We start from the raw sequence: 25,139 nt of genomic DNA, 5'->3' as shown, positions 1-25,139 counted from the left end.
ACCCCAGGCCATGGCGTTCAAACCCCACCCTTCGCAAATCGGTGATTGGCGAAGCGGGCGAAGCCATGGCCGAAGAAAACAAAAATAACCCTACTCAACCTGTCTGCCAGGAACGTACACATGAACAACCGCATCAACAAAGTCGTCACCAGTACCGCAGTCATGGGCGCCAGTTTCATGCCCGTGTTTGCCCAGGCCGACTTCGTCTCCGACAGCAAAGCTGCACTTGAATTGAAGAACTATTACTTCAACCGCGACTACCGCGAATCCAGCGGGCAGAACAAGCGCGAGGAGTGGGCACAGGGCTTTATCCTCAACGTTGAGTCGGGCTTCACCGAGGGGACTGTCGGTTTTGGTCTCGACGTGGTCGGCATGCTGGGTCTAAAGCTCGATTCCAGCCCCGACAACTCAGGCACCGGGCTGCTGGCGCGCTCAAGCGTGGCCGAGCCGGGTGCCCCCAGCTATGCCCGCCGCGCCCATGACAACTACTCCAAGCTCGGTATCACCGGCAAGGCGCGCCTGGCCCAAAGCGAGCTGCGGGTGGGTTACATGGTGCCCGACCTGCCGACCCTGCAACCGAACCTCAGCCGTCTGTTCCCACAGAGTTTCAGTGGTACGGCGCTGACCTCCAAAGACATCGACAACCTGACGTTGAGCGTGGGCCAACTGGACCAGGTCAAGCAGCGTGACTCGACTCACTACGAGGACATGGGGCTTACCAGCCAGTACGGCGCCTACAAAAGCAGCGCCAAGAGCGATGAATTCCGCTACGCCGGCGGCGATTACAAGCTGACGCCGACCACCGTGGTCACCTACCAGTTCGCGCAACTGGAGAGCCTGTACCAACAGCATTATCTGGGGTTGAAAAACAGCTTCAAGTGGGGCCCCGGTACGTTCAAGACCGACATCCGTTACTTCAGTGCCAGCGAAGACGGCGCGGCGCTTGCCGGCAAAGTGGATAACCGTGCGTTGAGTACCCGGGTGGGCTACGGCCTCAATGGCCACAACTTGAGCGGCGGATACCAGCAACAGTACGGCGCGACACCGTTCACCTATGTCGACGGCACCAACACCTACCTGTTCACCGAGTACCAACTGGCCAACTTCTCCCAGACCAACGAACGGGTGTGGCATGCCCGCTATGACTATGACTTTGCCGTACTGGGCGTGCCGGGCCTGCTGTTTTCGACGCGTTATGCCAAGGGCGATAACGCCAAGGTCATCGGCTTCAACGGGGAAGGGCGCGAATGGGAGCGTGATTTAAGCCTGGGCTATGTGGTGCAGAGCGGCACCTTCAAGAACGTGTCGCTGCGTTGGCAGAACGCCAGCGCCACCAGCAACTTTGCCCGCGACACCAATGAGAATCGAGTGATCCTGGGTTACAGCCTGGCGCTCTGGTAGTGGTAACGGCGTGCGACAGGGTGAGCCTGTGGCACGCCCATGCAGTGGAATGAGGGGATAGATCAGATGACGAGTTTGCCGTTGCGGCGGGCATCGCCCAGTCAACAACGCGTATCGGCGCGTGGCGTGAGTGATTTCATCGATGGGGTGAACGCTGCGGGCCTGGAATTGCACAGCTTCATGCTGTATCGCGACGGCGCGGTGGTGGCCGAAGCGTTTTGGGCACCTTACCGTGCCGACCGGCTGCACGTTCAGCACTCGGCCACCAAGAGCTGGGTATCGATGGCCATCGGGCTGCTGGTGGATGACGGCTTGCTGTCGCTGGACGCCAGGGTTGTCGGCTTTTTTGCCGCCGACTGCCCGGCACACATCAGCGAGCACCTGGCGGCCATGACCGTGCGCGATTTGCTGACCATGCGCACCGGCCATCGCCAGGGGATTTCTGGCGGGGCCTGGCGTGGGCGCAGTGAAAGCTGGGTCAGATTGTTCCTCAACGAGCCGGTCGAAGACCCGCCAGGACAGCGCTTCATTTACAGCAGCGCGTCGAGTTTCATGCTCTCGGCGATTGTCAGTGTGGTCAGCGGCCAGACCGCCTTTGAACTGTGCAACGCACGTATCTTCCAGCCCATGGGCATGGGCCGCATTGACTGGGACCTGGCGCCTGGCGGCTACAACACCGGCGGTAACGGCTTGAGTTGCAGCACCGAAGATTTGCTCAAGTTCGGCGTGCTGCACTTGCAGCAAGGCAACTGGCAAGGGCAGCAACTGCTGTCCAGTGAGTGGGTGGCCGAGGCCACGCGCGGGCATGTCGAGGATGTGTGGATGGGCGCCTTCGATGGCAAGCGCTACCTGGGCCGCGACGAGTCCGGCGACGCCGGTATCACCCGCCGCGAGGGCTACGGCTACCAGTGGTGGATGACCCTGCACGGCGGCTATTACGCCTCCGGGGTGTTTGGCCAGCAGTGCATTGTGCTGCCGGAGCAGAACGCGGTGATTGCCTTTACTGCCGGGCTGCCATTGGGCGAACGGCGCTTGCACAGCCTGCTGTGGGAACACCTGTTGCCTGCGCTGGACGGGCCGGCCGACAGCGCGGCAGACCCGGGGCTGGCGGCGCTGTTGGCCCGCCAGCAGCGGCCGTCTCTGTCTGGCGCATCGACCTCATCGCGCCAGGCCGGGTTCAGCGGCACGTTCGTGATGCGGGCCAATGAAGATCAGGTCAGCCAGGTGCGCCTGGTGTTTGGTGCCGGCTACTGCGACTTCTACCTCACCGACCCGCGTGGCACCCACTGCATCCGCGCCGGGTTCGCCGACGCCATCGAAAGCCGGACCAGCATGACCGGCCACTATCTGCATCACCAATACCAGCCGGACATGACCCCGGTAGTGGCGCAAGCGGTCTGGACCGAAGACGGGGCGCTGAGCATGAGCTGGCAATTTGTCGAAACGGCCTTTTGTGACCGCGTCATCTGCCGGCTTGAGCACGGCACCTTGTCTGTGGACCGCAGCGTCAACGTTAACGCAGGTCCGTTGCAGCGCCCGACGCTGAGCGGACATCCCGCAACAGCTTTTCAGGAGTTACCATGAACGATCTTTCCCACCCGGCAGGTACCGCGAGCAGCGCGTTTTGGGCGCCGTTTACCCCGATGCGCCAGTTCCAGCAACAACCGATGATGTTCACCAGCGCCGACGGCATGTACTACACCACCAGCGATGGCCGGCGCGTGCTGGATGCGATGGCCGGGTTGTGGTGTGTCAACGCCGGGCATGGCCAGGCAAAAATTGTCGAAGCCATTCGCGAGGCCGCGGGGCGCCTGGACTTTGTTTCGTCATTCAAGATGAGTCACCCCCAGGCCCTGGAGATGGCCGAGCGCCTGATCGAAATCAGCCCGGCGGGTATGGAGCAAGTGTTCTTCACCAATTCGGGTTCCGAAGCGGTGGACACCGCCCTGAAGATCGCCCGGGCGTATCACCAGGCCCGGGGCGACAGCCGCCGCACCAAGTTTATCGGGCGTGCCAAGGGCTACCACGGCATGGGTTTCGGTGGCCTGTCGGTGTCGGGTATCGGCCGCCAGAAGCGTGACTTTGGTCCGCTGCTGGGGGAGGTCTCACACCTGCCGCTGCCGTACGACGCGGGCATGCGTTTCAGCGCGGGGCAGCCGCAGCAGGGCGAGAGTTATGCCGATGCGTTGACGCAACTGCTGGACATCCAGGACCCCGGCACCGTGGCCGCCGTCATCGTCGAGCCGGTGACGGGCTCGGGTGGGGTGTATCCGCCGCCTCTGGGGTATTTGCAACGCTTGCGCGAGATCTGCACCCGCCACGGCGTGCTGCTGATATTCGATGAAGTAATTACCGGCTTTGGCCGCGTTGGCGCCAGTTTCGCCGCCCAGGCTTTCGGCGTGACGCCGGACCTGATCACCACAGCCAAAGGCCTGACCAACGGCGCCGTGCCGATGGGGGGCGTGCTGGTCAGCGGCGCGGTGTACGAAGCGTTCATGGCCGGGCCGCCGAACGTCATCGAGCTCATGCACGGTTATACCTATTCAGCGCACCCGCTGGCGTGCGCGGCCGGGCTGGCGACCATCGAGGTGCACCGCGAACTGGGCATCAATGAGCACGTTAACGCGGTCAGCGGCCTCTGGCAGTCTGCCGCGCTGGCACTGCAGGGCGTTGGGCCGGTGCTGGATGTACGCGCCATCGGCTTGCTCTGCGCCGTCGAACTTGAGCCGCGCCCCGGTGCTGGCGGCGCCCGTGGCAGCGAAGTTGCGCAGTGGTGCTTTGAACATGGCGTGCTGGTACGCGGCTCGGGCGACACCATCGTGATCTCGCCGCCGCTGGTGATCAGCCCGCAGGAGATTGCCCAGGTGTTTGACACCTTGGCGGGTGCTTTGAATCAGGTGGCCTGAGGGGAGTCGACGGCATGTCCGATCTGTTTGAGTTCTATATTGACGGCGCCTGGGTCAAACCCCACGGCGAAACCGTCGAAACGGTGGTGAACCCGTCCACCGAACAGGTGGTCGCGCGCATCATCCTGGGTGACGCGCAGGATGCGGACCGTGCAGTCAGCGCGGCCCGCCAGGCTTTCCCGGCGTACGCCGCCAGTTCACTTGAGGCACGCATTGACCTGCTGCACAGCATCATCGAGGTCTACAAAGGCTACAGCGAAGCGTTAATCGAAGCGGTGCACCTGGAGATGGGCGCGCCGCTGTCCCTGGCTCGCAGCGCCCATGTACCGGCGGGCCTTGGCCACCTGGTGCAGGCGCTGGAGGTGTTGCGCGAGTACCGTTTCGAACGTCGCCTGGGCAATACGCTGGTGGTGCGTGAGCCCATTGGCGTGAGTGCCCTGATCACCCCGTGGAACTGGCCGCTCAACCAGCTCACCTGCAAGCTCGCGCCCGCCCTGGCGGTGGGCTGCACCCTGGTACTCAAGCCGAGTGAGCGTGCGCCTTTGTCGGCGCATATCCTCGCTCAGATATTGCATGAAGCCGGCGTGCCCAAAGGGGTATTCAACCTGGTCCACGGCGACGGCCCTGGGGTGGGAGCCGCACTGGCCCGCCATGTTGATGTGGACATGGTGTCTTTTACCGGTTCGACCCGCGCCGGTATCGCTGTGGCCAAAATGGCCGCCGATACGGTCAAGCGTGTATCCCAGGAGCTGGGCGGCAAATCCGCGAATATCCTGCTCGACGATGCCGACCTGCCGAGTGCGGTGCGCCACGGCGTGCTGGGCTGTATTCGCAACAGCGGCCAGTCGTGCAATGCACCGACGCGCTTGCTGGTGCCTCGTGTGCAGCAACAGGCGGTGATTGATATCGCCCGGCAAGTGCTGAACCAGGTGTGCTTCGACGACAGTGAGCCGACCTCAGCCATAGGCCCGGTGGCTAACGCAATGCAGTTTGAACGGGTACAGGCCATGATCGCGCAGGCCATTGCCGAGGGGTCGCGGTTGGTCGCCGGAGGGCCGGGACGACCCCGTGGGATTGAGCGTGGCTACTACGTGCAACCGACGATATTTGCCGACGTCACGCCGGACATGCTGGTGGCGCGAGAAGAAATCTTCGGCCCGGTGCTGGCGATCATGCCGTACGACAGCGAAGCCGAGGCCATCGCCATTGCCAACGACAGCCCTTACGGCTTGTCGGGGTACGTCACCTCGGCAAGCCTGGAGCGCAGTTGCAAGGTTGCCCGCCAACTGCGCACCGGGATGGTCCACCTCAATGGTGCACGGGCCGACCAGGCCGCGCCGTTTGGCGGCTACAAACAGTCGGGTAACGGCCGTGAGTGGGGTGAGTCGGGGTTTGACGAATACCTGGAGAGCAAGTCGCTGTTCGGGTATTAGCGGTTAGCCCTGACGCCGTTGCAGACTGCAGGCTCACACCTTGAGGTTACGCCCGGCCGAGATGTCCCTCACGCTTGCAGTTCCACCAGCACCAGGCTCTTGAGGTGGCCCGCACGGGCGTGCCCTGACGGTAGCAATTGCGCTGTCGGGACAATCAAGTAATACGGATATCTGCATGGCAAAGGCCCGTGAGCTTCTGGAGTCAGGCATCTATGTGTCTACGGTGGCGGTTTCAACACTTTTCGAGCTGCAGTAGCGCTTTTGAAAAGTATTACGGGTGCACCCCCAGGTGATTGCGTCATACAAAATAGTGCGCGCCGGAATCCAGATGTAATTCGTTGGATGGCATACAAACAACAATGATTATCATTCTTTGTCGCTGATAACCTTTCTGCCATTGAACCAATGAGCATGTCTGGGAGCGCATCAAATGAATGTCAATCTGCCTGGGGCCAGTCGTTGCGCCTGGGGAAAAAGCACATCGCTATGGGCCGCCTTGCTGGTTGCCGCTGCTTCGCCGGCCGAAGCGCTGGAAGAGCTGCCAGCGATCACGGTGACCGCCAATACCTTGTCCCAGAGTGCAGAATCGGTACCGGCGGCGATGAGTGTGTTCGACGGCCAGACCCTGGAGCGCGAGCATGTACAGGACCTGCCGGCCTTGTTGCGGCGGGTTCCGGGCTTCGGCTTCCAGCCCTTCGGCCAGTCGGCGATCCAGCCGCCGGTGGTGCGCGGTATCAGTTCCAACTTTGCCTCTTATTCCTCCTCGGCACTGATGATGGTCGACGGGGTCCCGACCTTTATGGCCCAGGGTTTTGATCACGATATGCTGGGCATCGAGCGGGTCGAGGTGCTGCGCGGGCCGCAGTCGGCCCTGTATGGGCGCAACGCTGAAGCCGGGGTAGTGAATATCTATACCCGCGCCCCGGACAATACCCCGCGCGCGCGCCTGTCCACCGAACTGGGCAGCCGTGACAGGCGCGTGGCCCGCGCCGACCTCAGCGGGCCGCTGGTAGAGGACCGGTTGTTCCTCGGGGTCACCGGCAACTGGAGCGAACAGGATGGCTTCATTGACGACCTCTACCATGGCGGCCAGGCCGACGATCGCAAAAAACACGGCGGGCGCATGGCATTGCGCTGGACGCCGGACGACACGAGCGAGGCCATCCTGCGCTACTCGCGTCAGGACTATGACGATGGTGCGGCCCAGTGGGGCGCATCCGGCACCCGTCGCACGCGGGTCAGTTCCGGCGTGCGGGGCTGGGATCATTCGAGTGCACGCAGCGTGTCCCTGGACCTGAGCACCGAACTGGCTTCGGGTTTAAAGTTTCGCTCGGTAACCGGCAACAGCGACTTTTATGACCGGGTCTTGCAGGACACTGATTTCCGGCCTGCCGACGCGCTGCATATCGGCCGCGACAACCACTTCAATACCCTGTCCCAACAGTTCACCCTGGAGGGCACGCTGGGCGACAGTCAATGGGTCACCGGGATGTATTTTGACCGCGACCGCCACGACCTGGGCGGCGAGCAAAAGACCCCGATGCACCTGTTGCCCTACAGCGCCAAACTGCAAGGGCACAGCGCGGCACTGTTCAGCCACTGGATGATCCCGCTGGCCGAACGCTGGACCCTGACCCTGGGCGGACGCGCCGAACGCGACTTTGTACGCTTCACCCCGCAAGGCGGCGATTCGCGCGATGCCTCATGGAAGCGTTTCTCGCCCAAGGTTGCGCTGCAATACGAATGGATGGATGACGCCTTCCTCTATGCCAGCGTCGCTGACGGCTTCCGCGCCGGCAGCTTCAATACCTTCAGCCCGGCCGCCAACTATCCGGCCTATGCCCCGGAAAAAGTCCGCTCCTGGGAGATCGGGCTCAAGGGCGGCGCCCTCGACCGCCGCCTGCTGTACTCGGTGGCCCTGTACACCATGAGTATCGACGACATGCAGGTGCAGCAGATGCTCATCCCGGGAGTGGTGTACATCGCCAATGCTGCGTCTGCGCGTTCCAGTGGCCTGGAATTGCAGGCGGACTACCTGCTGGGTGACGGCTGGACGATCCAGGGCGCACTGGCGGCCAACCGTACCCGTTTCGACAGTTTCGCCGACGGTGCCAATGACTACTCCGGCAATCACAACCCGTTCGCCCCGGACCTGACCGGCAACCTGGGGCTGCGCTACGACGCCGAAAACCGCTGGTACACCCAGCTCAATCTGAGCGCCGTCAGCCGCACCTACCTGGACGCGGCCAACAGCAACAGCCGGGCTGGTTACGGCCTGGTGGACCTGGATGTCGGGCGCAGTTTCGAGCGCTTCGAAATCAGTGCTTACGTCAACAACCTGGCCAACAAACGCTACGACGCAGTGGGCTACCAGAATGGTTTCGTGGACGTCTACAGCCCCCCTCGGGAGTTGGGATTGCGTCTGACGTTCGACTTGTAAATAAGGGAGTACAGAGCGTGAATATTATTGATTTCAACTACAGCCACCCGCTGCAAGCCTATTGGCAACTGGCCGGCGCAGCGGTTCAGGCCGAAGCCCTGACCCTGGCGCTGGAACTGGATCTGTTCAGTGCCCTGGAGCAGCCGCTCGACGTGCCAACCCTGGCCGCACGCCTGCAACTGGCGCCGGACAACACAGGCCACTGGCTCGAATTACTCTGGAGCATGGCGCTGTTGCAGCGCATAGACGGGCCGCACGGCAGCCGCTATGGCTTGAGCGAAATCTCACGGCGCTACTGGTTGCCCGGGCCAAACGGTTGTGTCGACGCCTGGCATTTCCGGGTCAAGGCCTTGCGCCAGTCAGGTGCCAGCCTGCGTCAGCGGGTGGTTGGCGAACCTGCTATGGCGCCAGCAAAACCTGCGGGCAGTGGGCAGGACTGGGCCGCGGCAGCGGCCAGCCACATTGCTCAGGAGCAACGGGCCATCAGTGTGCCGGCCGTGCTTGCATTGCTGCAGATACTGCCCGAGGTGCAGCGCGCCGAGCGGGTGCTCGACCTCGGTGGCGGGCCGGGTCTGGTGGCCCAGGCCCTCGTGCGGCAATACCCCGGCCTGCACGCGACAGTCTTCGACTGGCCACCCACTGCTGCGGTGGCCGGGCAACTGGCGGCCGATGCCGGCTTGCAGGAGCGCATCGCGATTCTTGGCGGCGACCTGAGCCAGGACACATTTGGCGAAGGCTATGACGTGATCTGGTGTTCCTCGGTGTTGCATTTCGTGCCTGATTGCCTCGACCTGCTGCGCCGCGTGCATGACGCATTGCGCCCGGGCGGGCTGTTTATCAGCGCCCACGCCGAACGCTCCGGGCAACCTGGAATGAATGTGCGGGTCATGCCGTATTACCTGTCAATGCTGATGGCCGGACGTTTTGTCCCGCGTGCCGGGGAATTGGCCGGGCTGCTGGTGCAGGCGGGGTTCGCCAGCGTAGAGCTTGGCGGTGAATGCGATTTCCCCATGGCCCCGTTGACCGTGTGGCTGGCACGCAAAGGCGAGCAATGATCCGCGGCCTGCCGTTCTTGTGTCCGATGGCCAGTCCTGTGGCCTGATCTTCATTTCTTGCTGTCCACCCGCGTATGGCTCTGCCATGCGCCGGGTTTTCTATTGTCTGGAGTTTCTTATGAGCATTGAACAATCCGCCGCCACCGGGCCCGGGCAGGGCGCTTTGGCGGGCGGCGAACTGTGGCTGTTGGCAGGCTTTATTGTGGTGACACTGAACTTGCGGATCGCTTTTGCCGGGCTCGGGCCGATCCTCGGCGAGCTGCGCCTGAGCACGACCCAAGCGACCCTGATCGCTTCTCTGCCGCCCATTTGCCTGAGCCTGTTCGCCCTGGTGGGGGTTCGCCTGCGCCAGCGTTTTGGTGAAGAGCGCACCTTATTTGCGGCTTTGTCAGTGCTGGCCGTGGGCTGTGGGATGCGAGCCCTTGGTGTGAGTGGTCTGTTTGCCGGAACCCTGCTCGCCGGCGTCGGTATCGCGGTAATGAATGTGGTGGTGCCGGCCCTGGTGCGCAAGCGGTTCCAGCCGACCCGGATCGGCCACATTATGGGCCTGTTTTCATTGATGCTCGGGGGTGGCGCAGTCTTGACCGCCGGCTTGACCGTGCCGATTTATCAGGGCCTGGGGGGCAATGTCGACGCCGCCTACCTGACCTTGGGTGCCTGGGCGATTCCGGCGTTGATCGCTCTGGTGTTCTGGGCACCCCAACTGATCCATGGCCAGCCGGTTGCCGCTACGGCCCCAACGTTGAGCGCAGTCCGGCCCCGGGTGCTGAAAAACCGTACGGCCTGGTCGATTACCCTGTTCTTCGGCTTGCAGGCCTTGAACCTCTACGGCTTGCTGGTGTGGTTGCCGGGCATTTACATCGAGCGGGGTGCCACCGTCGCCCAGGCGGCACTGTACCTGGCGGTGTCCCAGGCGGGTCTGGTACTGGGCGGCTACTTCGCGCCGGTGCTGGCGGCCCGGGTCAAGGACCAGAGGGGCTACATTGCAGCCACTGTGGGCTGTTGCCTGGCAGGTTGCCTGGGTCTTTTGTATGCCCCTTTGCCCATGGCCTGGGTGGCGATGCTCATACTGGGAGTCGGCCAGGGCGCGGGACCGGCCCTCAGTGCCTTGCTGTTTGTGCTGCGCAGCCCCGACCAACAGATCACCACTCAGTTGTCGGGCATGGCCCAGGGCTTTGGTTTCATGATTGCAGTGCTCGGCCCGCTGGGCATGGGCCTGCTGCATCAGTACTTCGGCGGCTGGGACCTGCCGGTGCAAGCCTTGATCGCCATCCTGGTGTTCGAGCTTTGTGTTTCGTTGCGTGCCGGCAAACCCGGCACCCTGGCCGATTGAACACAAAGGAGCAGGCATACCCTATGAAGTGCCCGTGAGTCAGCGGATCAATACACGCCTGGAGCAAGCCGCGGCGCAATCAGGCCGCGGCGCAGTCATCCGGGTTCACGCGGGCTCAGGCGCTGCCTGGCGAGTGCAGTGATTGAGGCTGAAGATCCGCTTGCGGCTATACCACGCAAGCAGGAGCACCAGCATCTGGCCCGCCAGCAGGCAGGCGAGCATGCCGCTGTAGCCGAGGCGATCGAGCAGTACTCCGGCGAGTATCGGTACCAGGGTGCGCGATGCGACAAACAGACTCGATTGCAGGCCATAGTCCATGGCCGTGAGCCCGGGGCGGGTGTGGTACATCATCAAGCCAAACATCAGGCCGGCCGAGGCGCCCATCGCCAGGGCCACAAGCATGGCGGCTGCGATCATGGCGTTGTCGCCCAGGCCGACCGTCACCACCAGCGTCAGGCAACCAATGGCCAACAGATTGCCCAGGGCCAATAGCGGCAGGCAGATGCTGCTACCGATCAGGCGGGTCAGGCGCCCGGCCAGCATGCTGGCGATGGCGCCGGTCAGGCCGCCGGCTATCCCGACGATCAGGGCAATACGATCCGCCGCAAAGCCCTGGTCGAGCATCAGTGGCTTGAGGTAAAGCCACACCGCGCCGAGGAACGGGTAATACAGCAGCACCAGCAGGGCCCAGATGCGCTGTTCGGCAATGGCAAAGTACCCCGGCCATTGACGCCAGCCAGCCTGCACGGGAAGCGGCGCGGAGCGGTTCAGGGAGGGCGTCTGCGATTGCCCGGCCTTGGGCTTGAGCCAGGGCAGCAGCAATGCCCCCGACAGCAGGCCCAGACCCAGTAGGTAGAAGGGCCAGGCCCAGCCAGCGCGGGTGTACAGCAGCAACATCACGCCACCGCCGACAATTGCGCCCAGGGACATGGCTGCCGAGCGGATGGCACCGGCGCGTACCCGTTCCGACTCCGGGAGGATCTGGATCGCCAAGGCGTTCAGCGGTACATCGGCCCATGTGCCGAGCACGCTGACCAGCATCGCCAGGAGAAACATCAGGCTTGGCTCTGTGGTGCTCAGGTCATGAGCCGCGAGCAGGCCCAGGGTGCCGGCGTAGCAAAGTATCAGCAGCAGTGTCCAGTTGCGGTAGCTGGCCTGTCCCAGCCGATAGCGCTCCACGGGGGTAGCCAGAAGGAACTTGAGCATGGCGGGCAAGCCGGCCAGTTGCATCAGGCCGATCTGGGTGCCACTCCAGCCGTTCTGGCGCATGACCAGAGGCAGGCCGATATACAGATAAATCAGCGGCGCGGTGAGCGCCAGGTTGAGCCAGCCCAGCAGCAGCTGTTGGGGCCACCATGCGGTGCGTGGAGCAGGGGTCAGCATGAGAAGTTCCTTATGGCGCCCGATCAGGCGCAGGCCCGCCTTCCGGAGCGGGCGACAGGCGTTGACAGGGGGGCGCCCTGGTCACCCAGGGCGCAGTGGTGCCGGCGGGTATGACCGGCCAGCAATGGATGTTAGTGCAATCGCGGATGAGAATGATTAGCATTGAATATGAGTGGCGGTGAATAATCTATGGGATACGGCATACGACTGGCCGTCTGCCTGGCGCCGTAGTCTGATCCGCTGCAACGAGAGCGGTGCCGGCTTTGCCACGGCACCACAAGACACGCTTTGAGGGGGATGGATATGCGAGAGTTATTGAGCCCGGGCCGGGTAAGCCAGGATTTGTCGGTGTCTTCTGCCTGGACCCGGCTCGAGGGGGTTGCCGGGGCGGGCAACCATCAGGTCGAGCGGCTGGACTGTGAAGCGGGGGTCGCGGTGATCAAGTCGCAGATGACCGCCCATAAAGTTTGCGCCGAACTGTGCCTGCACGAGGGGACAGAGCGCATGCTGGTGATTGCCTTCGCCTTGTCCGGTCAGTCGGCGTTTCATTGCCCTAAGGGCCGGGAATTGAAGTTCCAGCCGAACCAGGCGACGGTTTCTGTTTTTCGCGAGGGCAAGGGCCAGCGGGTGTATGCCGCCGACGCGCCGATCCAGCAATTACGCCTGGTGGTCACGGAGTCGGCCCTGGCGCGTTTCATTGGCCCTGAGCGCTGCCAGGGGTTGCTCGGCAGTGCCTTGGGCCAGCATGAAAGTTTTCGCCGACTGGCGTGTTATGACATCAACCCCAGCGAGCACCTGCGCCGTCTGAAAAGCCCGGGCATCCAACGGCAGGACGGCCTGACCCAGCGCATTCACGTGTTGAGCCTGCTCTCTGAACAACTCCAGGCCCTCGAAGTCGCACCGGCGCGCCAGGCCAGGTTGACGGCCCGGGACCTGGACACCCTGGACCGAATAGACCTGTTCATGAAGTCCAATCTCGACCAGCCGTTGAACAACGGCTTCCTGTGTACGGCGATGGGCGTCAGCGAGTACCGGCTCAAGGAGTACTTCCGCCAGGTCCACGGTGTCAGTCCGGGGCGTTATCTGCTGGAGCTGCGGATGACCCGTGCACGGGAGATGCTGGCCGCCGGTTACAGGGTTTCCGAGGTGGCATACAAGATCGGTTACCAGCACCCGAACAACCTGACGGCGGCGTTTACCCGGTACTTCGGGCACACGCCGAAGTCGGTGCGGGGTAACCGGGCCCTCTGATTGCATGGCGAGCTATCGTTGGGCCGGCTTCTCTTAGTGCAAGGAACCGGAACACCGGCCCTGAACGAGCAACGCCCCACATGCGATGTCATGGCATCAAAGCCTTAAGCGGCGCGGGCAAGGCGTTTACCGGTTCAACTCAGAACGTTTTACTGACGCCCACCCCGAACGTACGTGGGTTGCCCACAGTTACCAGTCGCCCGTAGCCAAAGTCAGCGGCCGAGGTGCGATACCGTTCGTTGCTAAGGTTTTCACCCCACACGTAGCCTTCATACTCGTTGTTGCCCACGCTTAAACGCGCGTTGACCAAGCCATAACCACCCTGTTTCTGGGTATTGGACTGGTCGAAGTAGAAGCTCGAACGGTATTGGTAACCCCAGTCGCCGCGGCCCTTGAGGTTGTACGCGCCTATGTCCCAGGCGTATGCAGCCCCCAGTTTGCCGGTGTACCTGGACACAAATTGCTGCTGCTTGCCGCTGGCATCTACCACGCCTGTGGTGCCGGTGGCCGGAGCGTTTTCGAATTTGACGTAGGTCGTGTCGGTGTAGCCCAGGCCTGCGTAGCCGCTCCAGTGTTCGTCGAGCTGCGCCTTGAGGGTCACTTCCCCGCCCAAAGAACGGCTTTTCGGGGCGTTGGCCACCGGGGTGGTCTGGGTCAGGGCGTTGTAGGTTTGCACCTGCTGGTTTTTGCGGTCGATGTAGAACAGCGCGGTGTCCAGGCTCAGGACATTTTTGATCAGCTCGCTTTTGAGGCCGATTTCATAGCTCACCAGGCTTTCGTTTTTGTACGGGCGCTCATCGCCTTTTTGCACGAACCCGATGTTGAACCCGCCGGACTTGAAGCCCCGGCTAACGCTCGCGTAAGTCTGCGTGTCGTCGGTCAATTGATAGCGCACACCGATGCGCGGTACCGCGTAAGTGGTGGATAAGGTCTCATGCTGGGCAGTGACAAATCCGGCATCCATGCCCAGTGCTGTCCAGGCCGGGTTGTCGACGCTGAAGTCGTAGTCGAATTTCTTTTTGTCATGGCCAATACGCAGTCCACCAAAGATTTCCAGTTTGTCGGTGGCCGCAAACGAGGCATCGCTGAACACTGCAAACGAGGTGGTTTTGGTCTGCCCGCGGGAGGTCTGGGTCACACCGTCGCCAATGCCCATCGCGGGGTCAAAGGTGCTGGTTGCGGTGTACGCGCGCTGGCTGTCGCTGTATTCGCCATAGGCCCCGGCCAGCCATTTGATCGGCGCATCCGGAGCCGACACGTAGCGAATTTCCTGGAAGGCCTGTTTGAACGTGCTGCTGTAGGGGTTGTTGGCGCGGTTCTGGTAACCCGCCAGGCCTGCAGCCTCGTAGTCGGCATTGAGTTCGTTGAAATAGCCGTTGGGGAAAAACGAGCCGGTGTAGTCCACCTTGTTTTTCGACAGGCTTGTCACTGCGACCACGCTGGCAACATTTTGGACGCCTTTCGGAACATGTGACGGTCAGCACCGACTTGCTGGGTCACACATTGACCAGCGTCGAGAAAGTGGTTTACGCCCAGGCACGGATGATGAGTTACCTGGATGTGTACTGGTTAATGGGCGTGTTGAGCCTGGTGATACTGCCGGTACCATTTTTGATTCGGCATGCCCGGTCTAAAGTCCCTGCGCCAGCACCCGGTTGAGTGCACGCGGCTTTAAGGAGGGGCGCAGGGGGTGTCAAATGCTGTCGTATCTACGCTCGGTTATGCGGCATTGAAAACAGGCTCGGGATGCTCATTCACAACCCGTGAACTCCGCTTGCCGCCTGTTTTCGCCTTGCCTGACCTTCGCTCGAAAACATTTCGTACAGACCCTAGGGGCATCGATCCGTGTGTCCATCGGCAGTGGGAGGCCTGCTTTTCATTTGCAGGGCAAGTGTGCTAATGGCCACACCTGCTGCAGCGGCGCCCGCAATGGGGATATAGGCGAGCCCGAAATGGGTAATCACCCAGCCTGCACCTATGCCTCCCAACGCCGTTCCGAGGTTGAACGACGCAATATTAAGCCCTGAAGCCACTGCACTGGACTGCGGAGTGTAGTAGTGTGCCAGGCGCAGCATGCGCAGGGTCGACAGGGTCACTATGGCAAAGAACACCACTCCCAATAGCCCCACCAGCGTTAACGTGGCGATCATCGAATCGCCCCAGAGGTGCAACCCCGACAGATTAAGCATCAATGCCGTCAACCCGCCGAGCAAACATCGATCGGCGTCGAAGGCATCCACAAGATAGCCTCCCAGCAAATTGCCGAGAATGGAGCAGATACCGAACACCAGCATCGCCAGGCTCAGAACCTGCGGCGGGACACGGGTGATGTTCAGCAGGAACGGCGATACGAAGGTAAAGAATGAAAAAGTCGCCACGCTCACCAGCATCGCGATCGTGGCAGCCCCCAACAGTTCACGGTGCCACAGGGCCGCTATGCTTTGTTTCAGGTCTGTGGCGCGGTGACTCGAGGAACGGGGTTGCTGGCGCATCAGCAGCACCAGGCCCAGGGTGCTGATCAGGCCCAGGCCGCCGATGGCCAGGAACACCATGCGCCATGACCAGTAGCTGCCGAAGAAGGTGCCCAGAGGCACGCCAAAGGCGATTGAAAGGGTCAGGCCCATCCATACCAGCGATAGCGCTCGCCCTGCGCGCACCGGGTCGACCAGTTTGACCGCCGCGTTGGAGGCCACGGCCATGAATACCCCATGCGCGAGGCCGATGATGAAACGTACGCCATGCAAGGTCAGTACATCGGGCGCCAGACTGATGGCAACGCTGCCGGCGGCAAGCACGCCGAGGGTCAGCAACAAGACGGTTTTGTCGCGCCAGTTGGCCAACAGGGCGGTGATGATCGGGGCGCCGATGGCGGCGCCCAAGGCATAGGCGGCGATGGCTGAGCCAACTTGCGAGATGGACTCATGCAAGTCCATCGAGATTGCCGACACCAGGCCGGCAACAACGAATTCGGACAGGCCGAAGGTAAAAGTACAGAGCGAAAAAATGTAGATGACGGCTGGCATAAAGACTCGGTTGTGGGGGAGGGGCGGAACCCGTTATTGCAAAGGTGGAGGGGATAGTGCGGCGCCAAGAGTGAGATGAGAAATACTTTAAAAGTCTCTGTTTAATACTATTGGCGGGCCTTAGTTGCTTTTTGATGGCGCGAGTATTGATCCGCGGTGAATGGCTGGTTTAATTGTGATGTTTGGCAGGTTGGCGTATCACGGGGCGGCACGATCCTGAATAAATAACAGGTCGATTACTCAAGTATCGGTTTTTCTCGCTGACAGCTGCAGGCGCTTGCCAATAGACGTGAAAGTAGTTTGCTTTATCGGTAGGCTCGCCAATGTTTGCTGGAGCTTTTTAACGGGGGCAAGTGAATCTCAGTTCATAACCATTATCTGCACCGTTGATGACGGCCGGGCCGCCAGGTTATTGATCCCGCGCACTGGCGTCGCGAGCTTGAACAGCCTGCTGGCACTCTAACTGACCTGGGCGGCCAGCATCCCCTCGACCCGGGGATCGGCGTTGAAGTCGAGCATGGAAATGAAGCTGTCCATCAACGGTGATTGGTTGTCGGTGTTCCAGCTCATATACAGGCCGATGGCCGGGTTGGGGGAGGCGGTCACGGGGTTGATCCGGCGGAACAGGACCTTGTCGCGCATGATTGAGCCGGCAATCGACTCAGGCACCAGGGCAACGCCGAAACCGCAGGCCACCAAGCCGATCAAGGTCTGGATCTGCGCAGCCTCCTGCGCCACCCTGGGGTAAAAACCGGCGGCTTCACACAAGGCGATCAACTGACTGTGATAGCCGATGCCCAGGGCTTGGGGGGTGAATACGAAGTCTTCCCCGGCGAAATCCCTCAAGTCGATCCGACCTTCCTTCGCCTTCGGGTGATCGGCGGGCAGCGCAATCACGATCTCTTCGTCCAGCAGCAGGCGTGACTCGACGTTTTGCGCCGAGATCGGCAACTTGCGCATGAAGGCAATATCCGCTTCTCCCGACAGAATGGCCCTGGCCTGGCTGGAAGAGGGCATCTCCTTGATGATCAACTGGACTTTGGGGTAGGACTCGCGGAACTGGCGCAAGGTACTGAGCAGTGACTCGTAGTAGGCGATCGACAACGCGGTCACCGTGAGTTTGCCGGCAATGCCCTGGGACACCTGGAGGGCGTGCTCGATGCCAAGCTCCAGCTCCTTCAACGTGCTGTAGGCAGTGTTCAGGAATGCATCGCCAGCCGGGGTCAGCTTGACACCGCGTTTATTGCGCGTGAACAGACTGAACCCCAGTTTGTCTTCCAGCCGGTTGATGGCCTGGCTCAACGGAGGCTGAGCCATATGCAGGCGAATGGCCGCCTTGTTGAAATTCAGCTCTTCAGCCACGGCGATGAATTGGCGTAGCAGGCGGGTTTCGATCATTTCTTCTGTTCCTTCATTGAACTGATCTGTGGGCTGGGTGCGGCAATGGTAGCGGTAAACAGGCGCTCGACTAAGGCATAAACATCGCCAAGTTGTACGTTTGATCCAAAAACTTGCAAGCGCTGTCGAGCAGGCCTGAATGCCGCGGGGACGTTTGCGGATGGGCCTTGCGATAAATAATCGTCAGGGGATCATTTGGATTGAACATCAGCTTGATATGAAGCATGTATCAACTTGCGTCGCCGTTAGTATTAAACAACGTGCATATACATTGTCAGGCTGAGGCGGCACTCAAGAGCAAACCGATATCTTGATTAACAACGCCGGTCGGGTCGGTTATCAAGCAATTGAAGAGGCCGACGCAACAACTGGAAGTGAATGGAACTCTATGGTTTGTGGAAAGGCAGAAATGATCAGCTAAACAGCCTTCCCGACGACACCTACAGACTCTCCGGGTCACCAAAGAACATCTGAATCCGCGAGCGCAACCAGCGCTCCCCGGGGTCGTTGTCCTGGGCGCCGCGCCATGCCATGTGCAGTTCAAAGGCCGGGGTGTCCAGCGGCGGGTCTTCAGCGCGAACGCCACCTGCCGCGGTCAAGGCTTCGGCGGTGTAGTCGGGCACGGTGGCGATGATGTCGGTCCCGGCGAGCAGGGTGCTCAGGCCATTGAACTGCGGCACTGCCAGCACCACGTGGCGCTTGCGGCCCATTTTTTCTAGCTCGGTGTCCATGAAGCCGCTCAGGTCGCCGGCAAAGGACACCAGGGCATGGGGGCGGGCGCAGAAGTCGTCCAGGCTTAACGGGCCGGGCACGGTGTCTGCGCGCAACAGCTTGGGTTTGCTGCGGCGCAATACCTTGCGCTTGGCGTTGGCCGGCAGGTCGCTGGTATAGCTGACGCCCACTGAAATTTCGCCGGAAGCCAGCAGCGGCGGCATCAGGATGTAATTGACCCGGCGTACTACCAGTACGATGCCGGGCGCTTCTGCGCGCAAGCGCTTGAGCAACATGGGCAGCAGCGCAAATTCCACATCATCTGACAGGCCAATCCGGAATACCGAGGTGCTGGTGGCCGGGTTGAATTCCGAGGCGCGGCTCACGGCGGTGGAAATTGAGTCCAGGGCCGGAGACAGCAGGGCAAAAATCTCGATCGCCCGGGCCGTAGGCTCCATGCTGCGCCCGGTGCGCACAAACAAAGGGTCGTCGAACAGGTTGCGCAGGCGTGAAAGTGCCGCACTGATTGCCGGTTGCCCCAGAAACAGTTTCTCGGCGGCGCGGGTCACACTGCGCTCATGCATGAGGGTTTCGAAGACGATCAGCAAATTCAGATCGACGCGACGCAAGTCGTTACGGTTCATCTGGCAGGCTTCACAGGCGGTTCAACGGTGAGGTAGGTAACGGATCTTACTGGCAAAACTCGTAAATCGACACACGGTAGATTGGCTTTCTGCGTTTTTACTGGCCGCAGTGCTGTTTGCGAGCGGACAAAATGCCTGCGGATCAATGTCAGGCATGTCGACTATTAATGCTGTCTGTTAGTCTTGCGCACAAAGCCCGGATAAAGTCCGTGGCATTAGCGATTAATTAGGCGAGGTTTGTAATGTCGCGCACGATCCGTTTTCACAAGTTTGGCCCGGCCGAGGTACTCACGTGCGAAGAGCACGAGGTCGCTGCGCCTGCGGCTGGCGAAGTGCAGGTCCGTGTCCAGGCCATTGGTATCAGCTGGTATGACGTGCTCTGGCGGCAGAACCTGGCCCCGAGCCACGCCCGTTTGCCTGCGGGTATCGGCCATGAAATGGCCGGAGTGGTGACTGCGGTCGGCCCCGGTGTTACGGATTTGTCGGTGGGTGACAAGGTCGCGAGCTTTCCTGGCCAGAGTCCCAACGACTATCCAACCTATGGCGAACTGATCGTGATGCCGCGTTCGGTCCTCACGCGCTATCCGGATGTGCTGACCCCGGTTGAGGCCAGTGTGCATTACACGCCTTTGCTGATTGCCTACTTTGCCTATGTCGATCTGGCGCGAGTCAAGCCCGGACAGACCGTGCTGATCACCGATGCCAGCCACTGCGCCGGCCCTTCGTTTGTGCAGCTGGGCAAGGCGTTGGGGGTCAAGGTCATTGCGGCGACCCGCGACGGCGAAGAGCGCGAATACCTGCTGGGGCTGGGTGCCGACAAGGTCATCGTCACCGAGGAGCAGGACTTGTTGATGCAAATCAACAAGATCACCGACAACAAGGGTGTCGACGTTGTTCTCGATGGCCTGGGTGGCCCGCAAATGTCGGTGCTCGGTGACGTGCTGGCGCCCCGTGGCAGTCTGGTGCTGTATGGCCTGCAAGGTGGCAACAACACACCGTTCCCGGCGTGTGCGGCGTTCCAGAAAAACATCCAGTTCTTTGTGCACTGCATCGGTAACTTCACCGGCAAGCCAGAGCTGGGTATTGCCCAGGACGAAGAGGCCATGCAACGGGCCCTGCGTGAAATTAACCAGTTGACCGCCGACCGGGTGCTGTTGCCACTGGACGTGCGGGTCTTCCCGTTTGAAGACTTCGTCGAGGCGCATCGCTACATGGACGATTGCCCATGCCGCGGGCGGGTAGCATTACAACTGACCAACGATTGAAACAGCAACGCCCCTGAGTGCAAGGCTCAGGGGCTCTAACTTGCCCGCGATGCAGTGCCTGATGTAACACCGCGTGGCCTGCATCGCTGGCAAGCCAGGCTCCCACGGGGAGTGTTGACTGGGTTGACTCTGTAGGAGCGGGCTTGCCCGCGATGCAGGGATCTGCCGGGTCTGGCAGTCACACCGCGGCGTCAGTATCGCTGACAAGCCAGGCTCCCACGGGGAGTGTTGACTGGGTTGACTCTGTAGGAGCGGGCTTGCCCGCGATGCAGGCATCTGCCGGGTCTGGCAGTCACACCGCGGCGTCAGTATCGCTGGCAAGCCAGGCTCCCACGGGGAGTGTTGACTGGGTTGACTCTGTAGGAGCGGGCTTGCCCGCGATGCAGGGATCTGCCGGGTCTGGCAGTCACACCGCGGCGTCAGTATCGCTGGCAAGCCAGGCTCCCACGGGGAGTGTTGACTGGGTTGACTCTGTAGGAGCGGGCTTGCCCGCGATGCAGAGATCTGCCGGGTCTGGCAGTCACACCGCGGCGTCAGCATCGCTGGCAAGCCAGGCTCCCACTGGGAGTGTTGACTGGGTTGACTCTGTAGGAGCGGGCTTGCCCGCGATGCAGAGATCTGCCGGGTCTGGCAGTCACACCGCGGCGTCAGTATCGCTGGCAAGCCAGGCTCCCACGGGGAGTGTTGACCGGGTTGACTCTGTAGGAGCGGGCTTGCCCGCGATGCAGGGATCTGCCGGGTCTGGCAGTCACACCGCGGCGTCAGTATCGCTGGCAAGCCAGGCTCCCACAGGTCATTGCGCCAACGCCCCCCCTATTTTGCATTCACAACCCGAACCACTCATCCAATAGGATTTGCCAGAGCACCGGGCAAACTGCTATCTGTACGCATATCCAGTACTCAACATCAGTGGTTTGTTCTGCCCGTGATTTCCGACCCTCTTGAAGACCCGCTCTATTACCTTAAAAACTTCCAGCACGTGCTCGACTGGATCGCAAGCCGGTACAGCGATGTATTAAGTACCGAGGAGCAGCAGTTCATTGCCGGCTTTGCCTTGTTGCCCAACGCTTCCCGGGCGCTGTGGGTGCGCATGGTCATGCGCAAGGGGCAACATTTTCGCGCAAGCAAACTCTCCTATCCGGAAATCGGCGATCCCTGCCAGGCGGCAGCCCCCCTGATCGCGCTGGGCTGGGTGGATGATCAGGCGCCTCTGGCCCTGACAGATCTGTTTGACGTGCTGACCAAGCCGGAAATTCACGCACGGTTCGGCGCCCATCTCACCCGGCCCAAGGGTAAAAAAACCGATTGGCTGGAGGACCTGGCCGGCGACTTCCCGCACATGCAGAGCCTGTGCGCATGGCACCCCACGCTGCAAGAACCGCTTTACAGCCTTGGTAACCGGGCGCTGGGCGATCGCTTGCGGCTGATGTTCTTTGGCAACCTCAGCCAGGGCTGGTCAGATCTGGTGTTGGCCGATCTGGGGCTGTTCACTTACGAAAAGGTTGATATCAGCCCCGAGTCACGGGCCTTGCGCTGCCGGGCCGATATTGACGGTTATCTGCATCTCTATGCCTGTCGCGAACAGTTTGAAAGTGCTGGCGATGTGAATGCCGTGCTGCCAGCGGTGCTGGACTACGTGGCAGACAATCCCTGGCTGCAACGGCGCCGGGCCCGCTTGCTGTTCCAGTTCGGACAGCACCACGAACGGGCAGGGGAGCTGGCCCGGGCACTGGAGGTTTACCAGCACTGCGGGCACCCCGAGGCGCGCCTGCGCATGATCCGGGTACTTGAATTGCTGGAGCAATACCCGCAGGCCATGACCCTGGCAGACGCTGCGCAAGGTGCGCCGTTCAACGACGCCGAGCATCAGCAATTGCAGCGCATGCTGCCGCGGCTGCGACGCAAGCTCGGCATGCCGGCGCTGGTGCGAACCAAACCCAGGCCCCCTGAACGGTTGGACCTGAGCCTGGAGCGCATTGAGGCAACCTCGGTCGAGTTCAGGGTGGTGGCACATCTGCACACGCCGCACGAGCCAGTGCATTACGTTGAAAACACCTTGATCAACGGGTTGTTCGGGTTGCTGTGCTGGCCGGCCATTTTTGCACCGCTGCCCGGGGCATTTTTCCACCCGTACCAAAGCGGCCCGGCCGATTTGCTGGAACAAGACTTCTACCTGCGCCGCGCCGCCTTGTTCGAAGCCTGTCTGGCGCAGCTCGATAACGGCCAGTACCTGAAGACTGTCCGCGATGTGTATGGCGCCAAGTTCGGCGTGCAATCACCCTTTGTGGCCTGGAACTATCTAAGCAAGGCGCTGCTGGAAGACGCACTGACGTGCCTGCCGCCCGCGCATTTGAAGGTATGGTTCCTGCGCCTGTTGCAGGACATCAAGGCCAACCGCTCGGGCATGCCGGACTTGATCCAGTTTTGCCCGGCGCAAAAAACCTACTGCATGATCGAGGTCAAAGGCCCGGGTGACCGCTTGCAGGACAACCAGCTGCGCTGGCTGGACCTTTGCGAGCAACATCAAATGCCGGTAACCGTTTGTTACGTGCAATGGCAGGAACCGGGCACTTGAGCTATCGCGTTGCAGTCCGTGCCTTGTGCGAGTTCACGGCCAAGGCCGGCGACCTGGATTTGCGCTTCACCCCGTCGCCTACGGCTCAGCAGGGTATTGCCGGGCACCGCACCGTAGCTTCCCGGCGCAGTGCCGTGTATCAGGCCGAGTTGAGCCTGGAAGGTGAGTTCGGTGCCTTGACCGTGCGGGGCAGGGCGGACGGCTATGACCCGGCGGCCAATGTTCTGGAGGAAGTCAAAACCTATCGCGGCGATTTCACGGCGATACCGGCCAATCACCGCCACTTGCATTGGGCTCAGGCCCGGGTCTACGGCTGGCTGTTGTGTCAAAGCCTGCAATTGCCCGAGGTCAACCTGGCGCTGGTGTATTTCGATATCGTCAGCGAGCAGGAAACCCGGCTGCAGGAAACCTGGAGCGCTGCCCGGCTGCAGGCGTTCTTCAATCAGCAATGCACGTTGTTTTTGACCTGGGCCGATCAGGAAATGGCCCATCGTCAGGCGCGGGATGCGGCTGCCCGTACCCTGGCGTTCCCCCACGCGCAGTTCCGTACCGGGCAAAGGGCTCTGGCCGAAGCGGTGTACAAGACGGCCAGCGGCGGTCGCTGCCTGATGGCCCAGGCGCCCACCGGGATTGGTAAAACCATCGGCACCCTGTTCCCCTTGCTCAAGGCCATGCCTGCCCGGCAACTCGATAAATTGCTGTTTTTGACGGCCAAAACCCCCGGGCGCAAGTTGGCTCTGGATGCCGCCCGAGTGCTCTATCCGCAAGCAGCCAACACACCTCTGCGGGTTCTGGAACTGGTGGCCCGGGACAAAGCCTGCGAATACCCGCAGAACGCCTGCAATGGCGACTCCTGCCCGCTGGCCAAGGGCTTTTATGATCGCCTGCCCGCCGCGCGGCTGGCGGCGGTCGCACATTCGCCACTGGACCAGCAGACGTTGCGCGATGTCGCACTGGCGCATCAGGTCTGCCCTTACTACCTGAGCCAGGAGATGGCGCGCTGGGCAGACCTGGTCATTGCCGATTACAACTATTACTTCGATTTCACCGCCTTGCTGTATGGCCTGGCCCAGGCCAATCAGTGGCGGGTCGCGACGCTGGTGGATGAAGCGCACAACCTGGTGGAGCGCGCCCGCCAGATGTACAGCGCCAGCCTTGACCAGCAAACCCTCAACAGCGTGCGTCAGGACGCCCCGGCCGCGCTGGACAAGGTGTTCAAGCGCCTCAATCGGGAATGGAATGCCCTGCACAAGGAGCAGGTCGGGCCTTATCAGGTACACGGGCAATTGCCGGCCAAATGGCTCAATGCCTTGGCGGGCTGTATCACCGCCATTGGCGACTACCTCAACGACCACCCCCAGGGTCTGGCCGGCAATCTGCAAGGCTTCTACTTTGACGCCCTGCAATTCAACCGCGTGGCGGAGTTGTTCGATCCGCACTTTCTGTTCGACGTCAGCCTCACTCAAAGCGGCAAAAAACGCCTGTCACAACTCAACCTGCGCAATATTGTGCCGGCCCCTTTTATCGGGCCACGACTGGCCAGCGCGCAAAGCAATGTGCTGTTTTCCGCCACCCTGAGCCCGCGCACGTATTACACCCACTTGCTGGGGTTGCCCACCGATGCTGTGTGGATCGATGTCGAGTCACCGTTCCATGCCCGGCAACTGGCGGTGCATGTGGTGAGCCGGATATCCACCCGGTTTGTGCATCGCCAGGCCTCGCTGGAACCCATAGTGGAGCTGATCGCCACACAGTTTGCGCAGCGCCCCGGCAACTATCTGGCCTTTTTCAGCAGCTTTGATTACCTGCAACAGGTGGCCGGGCTGCTTGCCGAACGCTACCCGCACCTACCGCAGTGGGTGCAGTCGCGGCGTATGGATGAAGCGGCGCGCCAGGGGTTTCTCGATCAATTCACGCTCACGGGCCAGGGCATAGGTTTTGCGGTGCTGGGCGGGGCGTTTGGTGAAGGTATCGACTTGCCCGGAGCACGGCTGATCGGCGCCTTTGTCGCGACCCTGGGGCTGGCACAGCTCAATCCGGTCAATGAGCAGATCAAACAGCGCATGGCCGCGCTGTTTGGCGCCGGCTATGACTACACCTACCTGTATCCGGGGCTGCAAAAAGTGGTACAGGCTGCCGGGCGGGTGATTCGCACCCAGGACGATCAAGGCACGCTGTTTCTGATTGACGACCGTTTTGCCGAGGCCAAGGTGCAACAGCTGTTCCCGCGTTGGTGGCAGTTGGGTTGAGAGCACAACCTTATGGCACACTGCTGCGCCAGGGTGCATGAGGCGCCTTGTTCAAGCAGTGGAGTTTTTTCG

The 25,139-nt window shown here is 61.5% G+C and carries 17 protein-coding genes; 12 read left to right on the top strand and 5 right to left on the bottom strand.

What is annotated here, in order from left to right; genetic code table 11:
• Positions 1–120: 120 nt before the first annotated feature.
• From ACP7BO_RS10730 to ACP7BO_RS10700, 7 genes are all read left to right on the top strand, one after another.
• Positions 121–1,401 (top strand): OprD family porin, encoded by a 1,281-nt coding sequence (locus tag ACP7BO_RS10730; protein WP_426210202.1) that lies wholly within the window; start codon positions 121–123, stop codon positions 1,399–1,401.
• A gap of 66 nt (positions 1,402–1,467) precedes the next feature.
• Positions 1,468–2,985 (top strand): serine hydrolase domain-containing protein, encoded by a 1,518-nt coding sequence (locus ACP7BO_RS10725; RefSeq protein ID WP_426210200.1) that lies wholly within the window; start codon positions 1,468–1,470, stop codon positions 2,983–2,985.
• Positions 2,982–4,307: an aminotransferase class III-fold pyridoxal phosphate-dependent enzyme gene (locus tag ACP7BO_RS10720; protein WP_426210198.1), complete on the top strand. Its 1,326-nt coding sequence runs from the start codon at positions 2,982–2,984 to the stop codon at positions 4,305–4,307. Before ACP7BO_RS10725 ends, ACP7BO_RS10720 begins: the two co-directional genes overlap by 4 nt.
• 14 nt (positions 4,308–4,321) lie before the next feature.
• Positions 4,322–5,740: an aldehyde dehydrogenase family protein gene (locus ACP7BO_RS10715; RefSeq protein WP_426210197.1), complete on the top strand. Its 1,419-nt coding sequence runs from the start codon at positions 4,322–4,324 to the stop codon at positions 5,738–5,740.
• Between the two features lie 430 nt (positions 5,741–6,170).
• Entirely contained in the window at positions 6,171–8,180 is a 2,010-nt protein-coding gene (locus tag ACP7BO_RS10710) for a TonB-dependent receptor (RefSeq protein WP_426210195.1), read from the top strand.
• Positions 8,181–8,197: 17 nt separating this feature from the next.
• A complete protein-coding gene (locus ACP7BO_RS10705) occupies positions 8,198–9,235 on the top strand; it encodes a methyltransferase (protein WP_426210193.1) in 1,038 nt (345 codons plus the stop codon).
• 118 nt (positions 9,236–9,353) lie between these two features.
• Positions 9,354–10,568 carry an MFS transporter gene (locus ACP7BO_RS10700; RefSeq protein WP_426210191.1) on the top strand — a complete coding sequence of 405 codons (1,215 nt, stop codon included), beginning with the start codon at positions 9,354–9,356 and terminating at the stop codon, positions 10,566–10,568.
• 105 nt (positions 10,569–10,673) lie between these two features.
• On the opposite strand, the gene ACP7BO_RS10695 is transcribed toward ACP7BO_RS10700, so the two are convergent.
• A complete protein-coding gene (locus tag ACP7BO_RS10695; RefSeq protein WP_426210189.1) occupies positions 10,674–11,951 on the bottom strand; it encodes an MFS transporter in 1,278 nt (425 codons plus the stop codon).
• Between the two features lie 303 nt (positions 11,952–12,254).
• Here ACP7BO_RS10695 and ACP7BO_RS10690 point away from each other — a divergent pair, with 303 nt between their 5' ends.
• Positions 12,255–13,202, top strand: coding sequence for a helix-turn-helix domain-containing protein (locus ACP7BO_RS10690; RefSeq protein ID WP_426210187.1), 948 nt, complete (start codon positions 12,255–12,257; stop codon positions 13,200–13,202).
• 139 nt (positions 13,203–13,341) lie between these two features.
• Here ACP7BO_RS10690 and ACP7BO_RS10685 read toward each other — a convergent pair whose 3' ends face one another.
• On the bottom strand, positions 13,342–14,640 hold the full coding sequence (locus tag ACP7BO_RS10685; protein ID WP_426210185.1) for a TonB-dependent receptor: 1,299 nt from the start codon (positions 14,638–14,640) through the stop codon (positions 13,342–13,344).
• 32 nt (positions 14,641–14,672) lie between these two features.
• Here ACP7BO_RS10685 and ACP7BO_RS10680 point away from each other — a divergent pair, with 32 nt between their 5' ends.
• Positions 14,673–14,861: a hypothetical protein gene (locus ACP7BO_RS10680; protein ID WP_426210183.1), complete on the top strand. Its 189-nt coding sequence runs from the start codon at positions 14,673–14,675 to the stop codon at positions 14,859–14,861.
• A 170-nt stretch (positions 14,862–15,031) separates the two neighbouring features.
• Here the strand turns inward: ACP7BO_RS10680 and ACP7BO_RS10675 are convergent, their stop codons facing one another.
• From ACP7BO_RS10675 to ACP7BO_RS10665, 3 genes are all read right to left on the bottom strand, one after another.
• Positions 15,032–16,225: an MFS transporter gene (locus tag ACP7BO_RS10675; RefSeq protein ID WP_426210181.1), complete on the bottom strand. Its 1,194-nt coding sequence runs from the start codon at positions 16,223–16,225 to the stop codon at positions 15,032–15,034.
• A gap of 459 nt (positions 16,226–16,684) precedes the next feature.
• A complete protein-coding gene (locus ACP7BO_RS10670; protein ID WP_426210179.1) occupies positions 16,685–17,623 on the bottom strand; it encodes a LysR family transcriptional regulator in 939 nt (312 codons plus the stop codon).
• Between the two features lie 440 nt (positions 17,624–18,063).
• Positions 18,064–18,978, bottom strand: coding sequence for a LysR family transcriptional regulator (locus ACP7BO_RS10665; protein WP_003445313.1), 915 nt, complete (start codon positions 18,976–18,978; stop codon positions 18,064–18,066).
• Positions 18,979–19,220: 242 nt separating this feature from the next.
• On the opposite strand from ACP7BO_RS10665, the gene ACP7BO_RS10660 reads away from it, so the two are divergent.
• From ACP7BO_RS10660 to ACP7BO_RS10650, 3 genes are all read left to right on the top strand, one after another.
• Complete coding sequence (locus ACP7BO_RS10660) at positions 19,221–20,243, top strand: zinc-dependent alcohol dehydrogenase family protein (RefSeq protein WP_426210176.1); 1,023 nt, start codon at positions 19,221–19,223, stop codon at positions 20,241–20,243.
• A 925-nt stretch (positions 20,244–21,168) separates the two neighbouring features.
• Positions 21,169–22,818, top strand: coding sequence for a VRR-NUC domain-containing protein (locus ACP7BO_RS10655; protein ID WP_426210174.1), 1,650 nt, complete (start codon positions 21,169–21,171; stop codon positions 22,816–22,818).
• Positions 22,815–25,067: an ATP-dependent DNA helicase gene (locus tag ACP7BO_RS10650; protein WP_426210172.1), complete on the top strand. Its 2,253-nt coding sequence runs from the start codon at positions 22,815–22,817 to the stop codon at positions 25,065–25,067. Before ACP7BO_RS10655 ends, ACP7BO_RS10650 begins: the two co-directional genes overlap by 4 nt.
• Positions 25,068–25,139: the final 72 nt, after the last annotated feature.

It is taken from the genome of Pseudomonas sp. TWR2-1-1 (genome assembly GCF_049897045.1).
Taxonomy (GTDB): domain Bacteria; phylum Pseudomonadota; class Gammaproteobacteria; order Pseudomonadales; family Pseudomonadaceae; genus Aquipseudomonas; species Aquipseudomonas versuta.
This window is presented reverse-complemented; position numbering and strand designations above follow the sequence as displayed.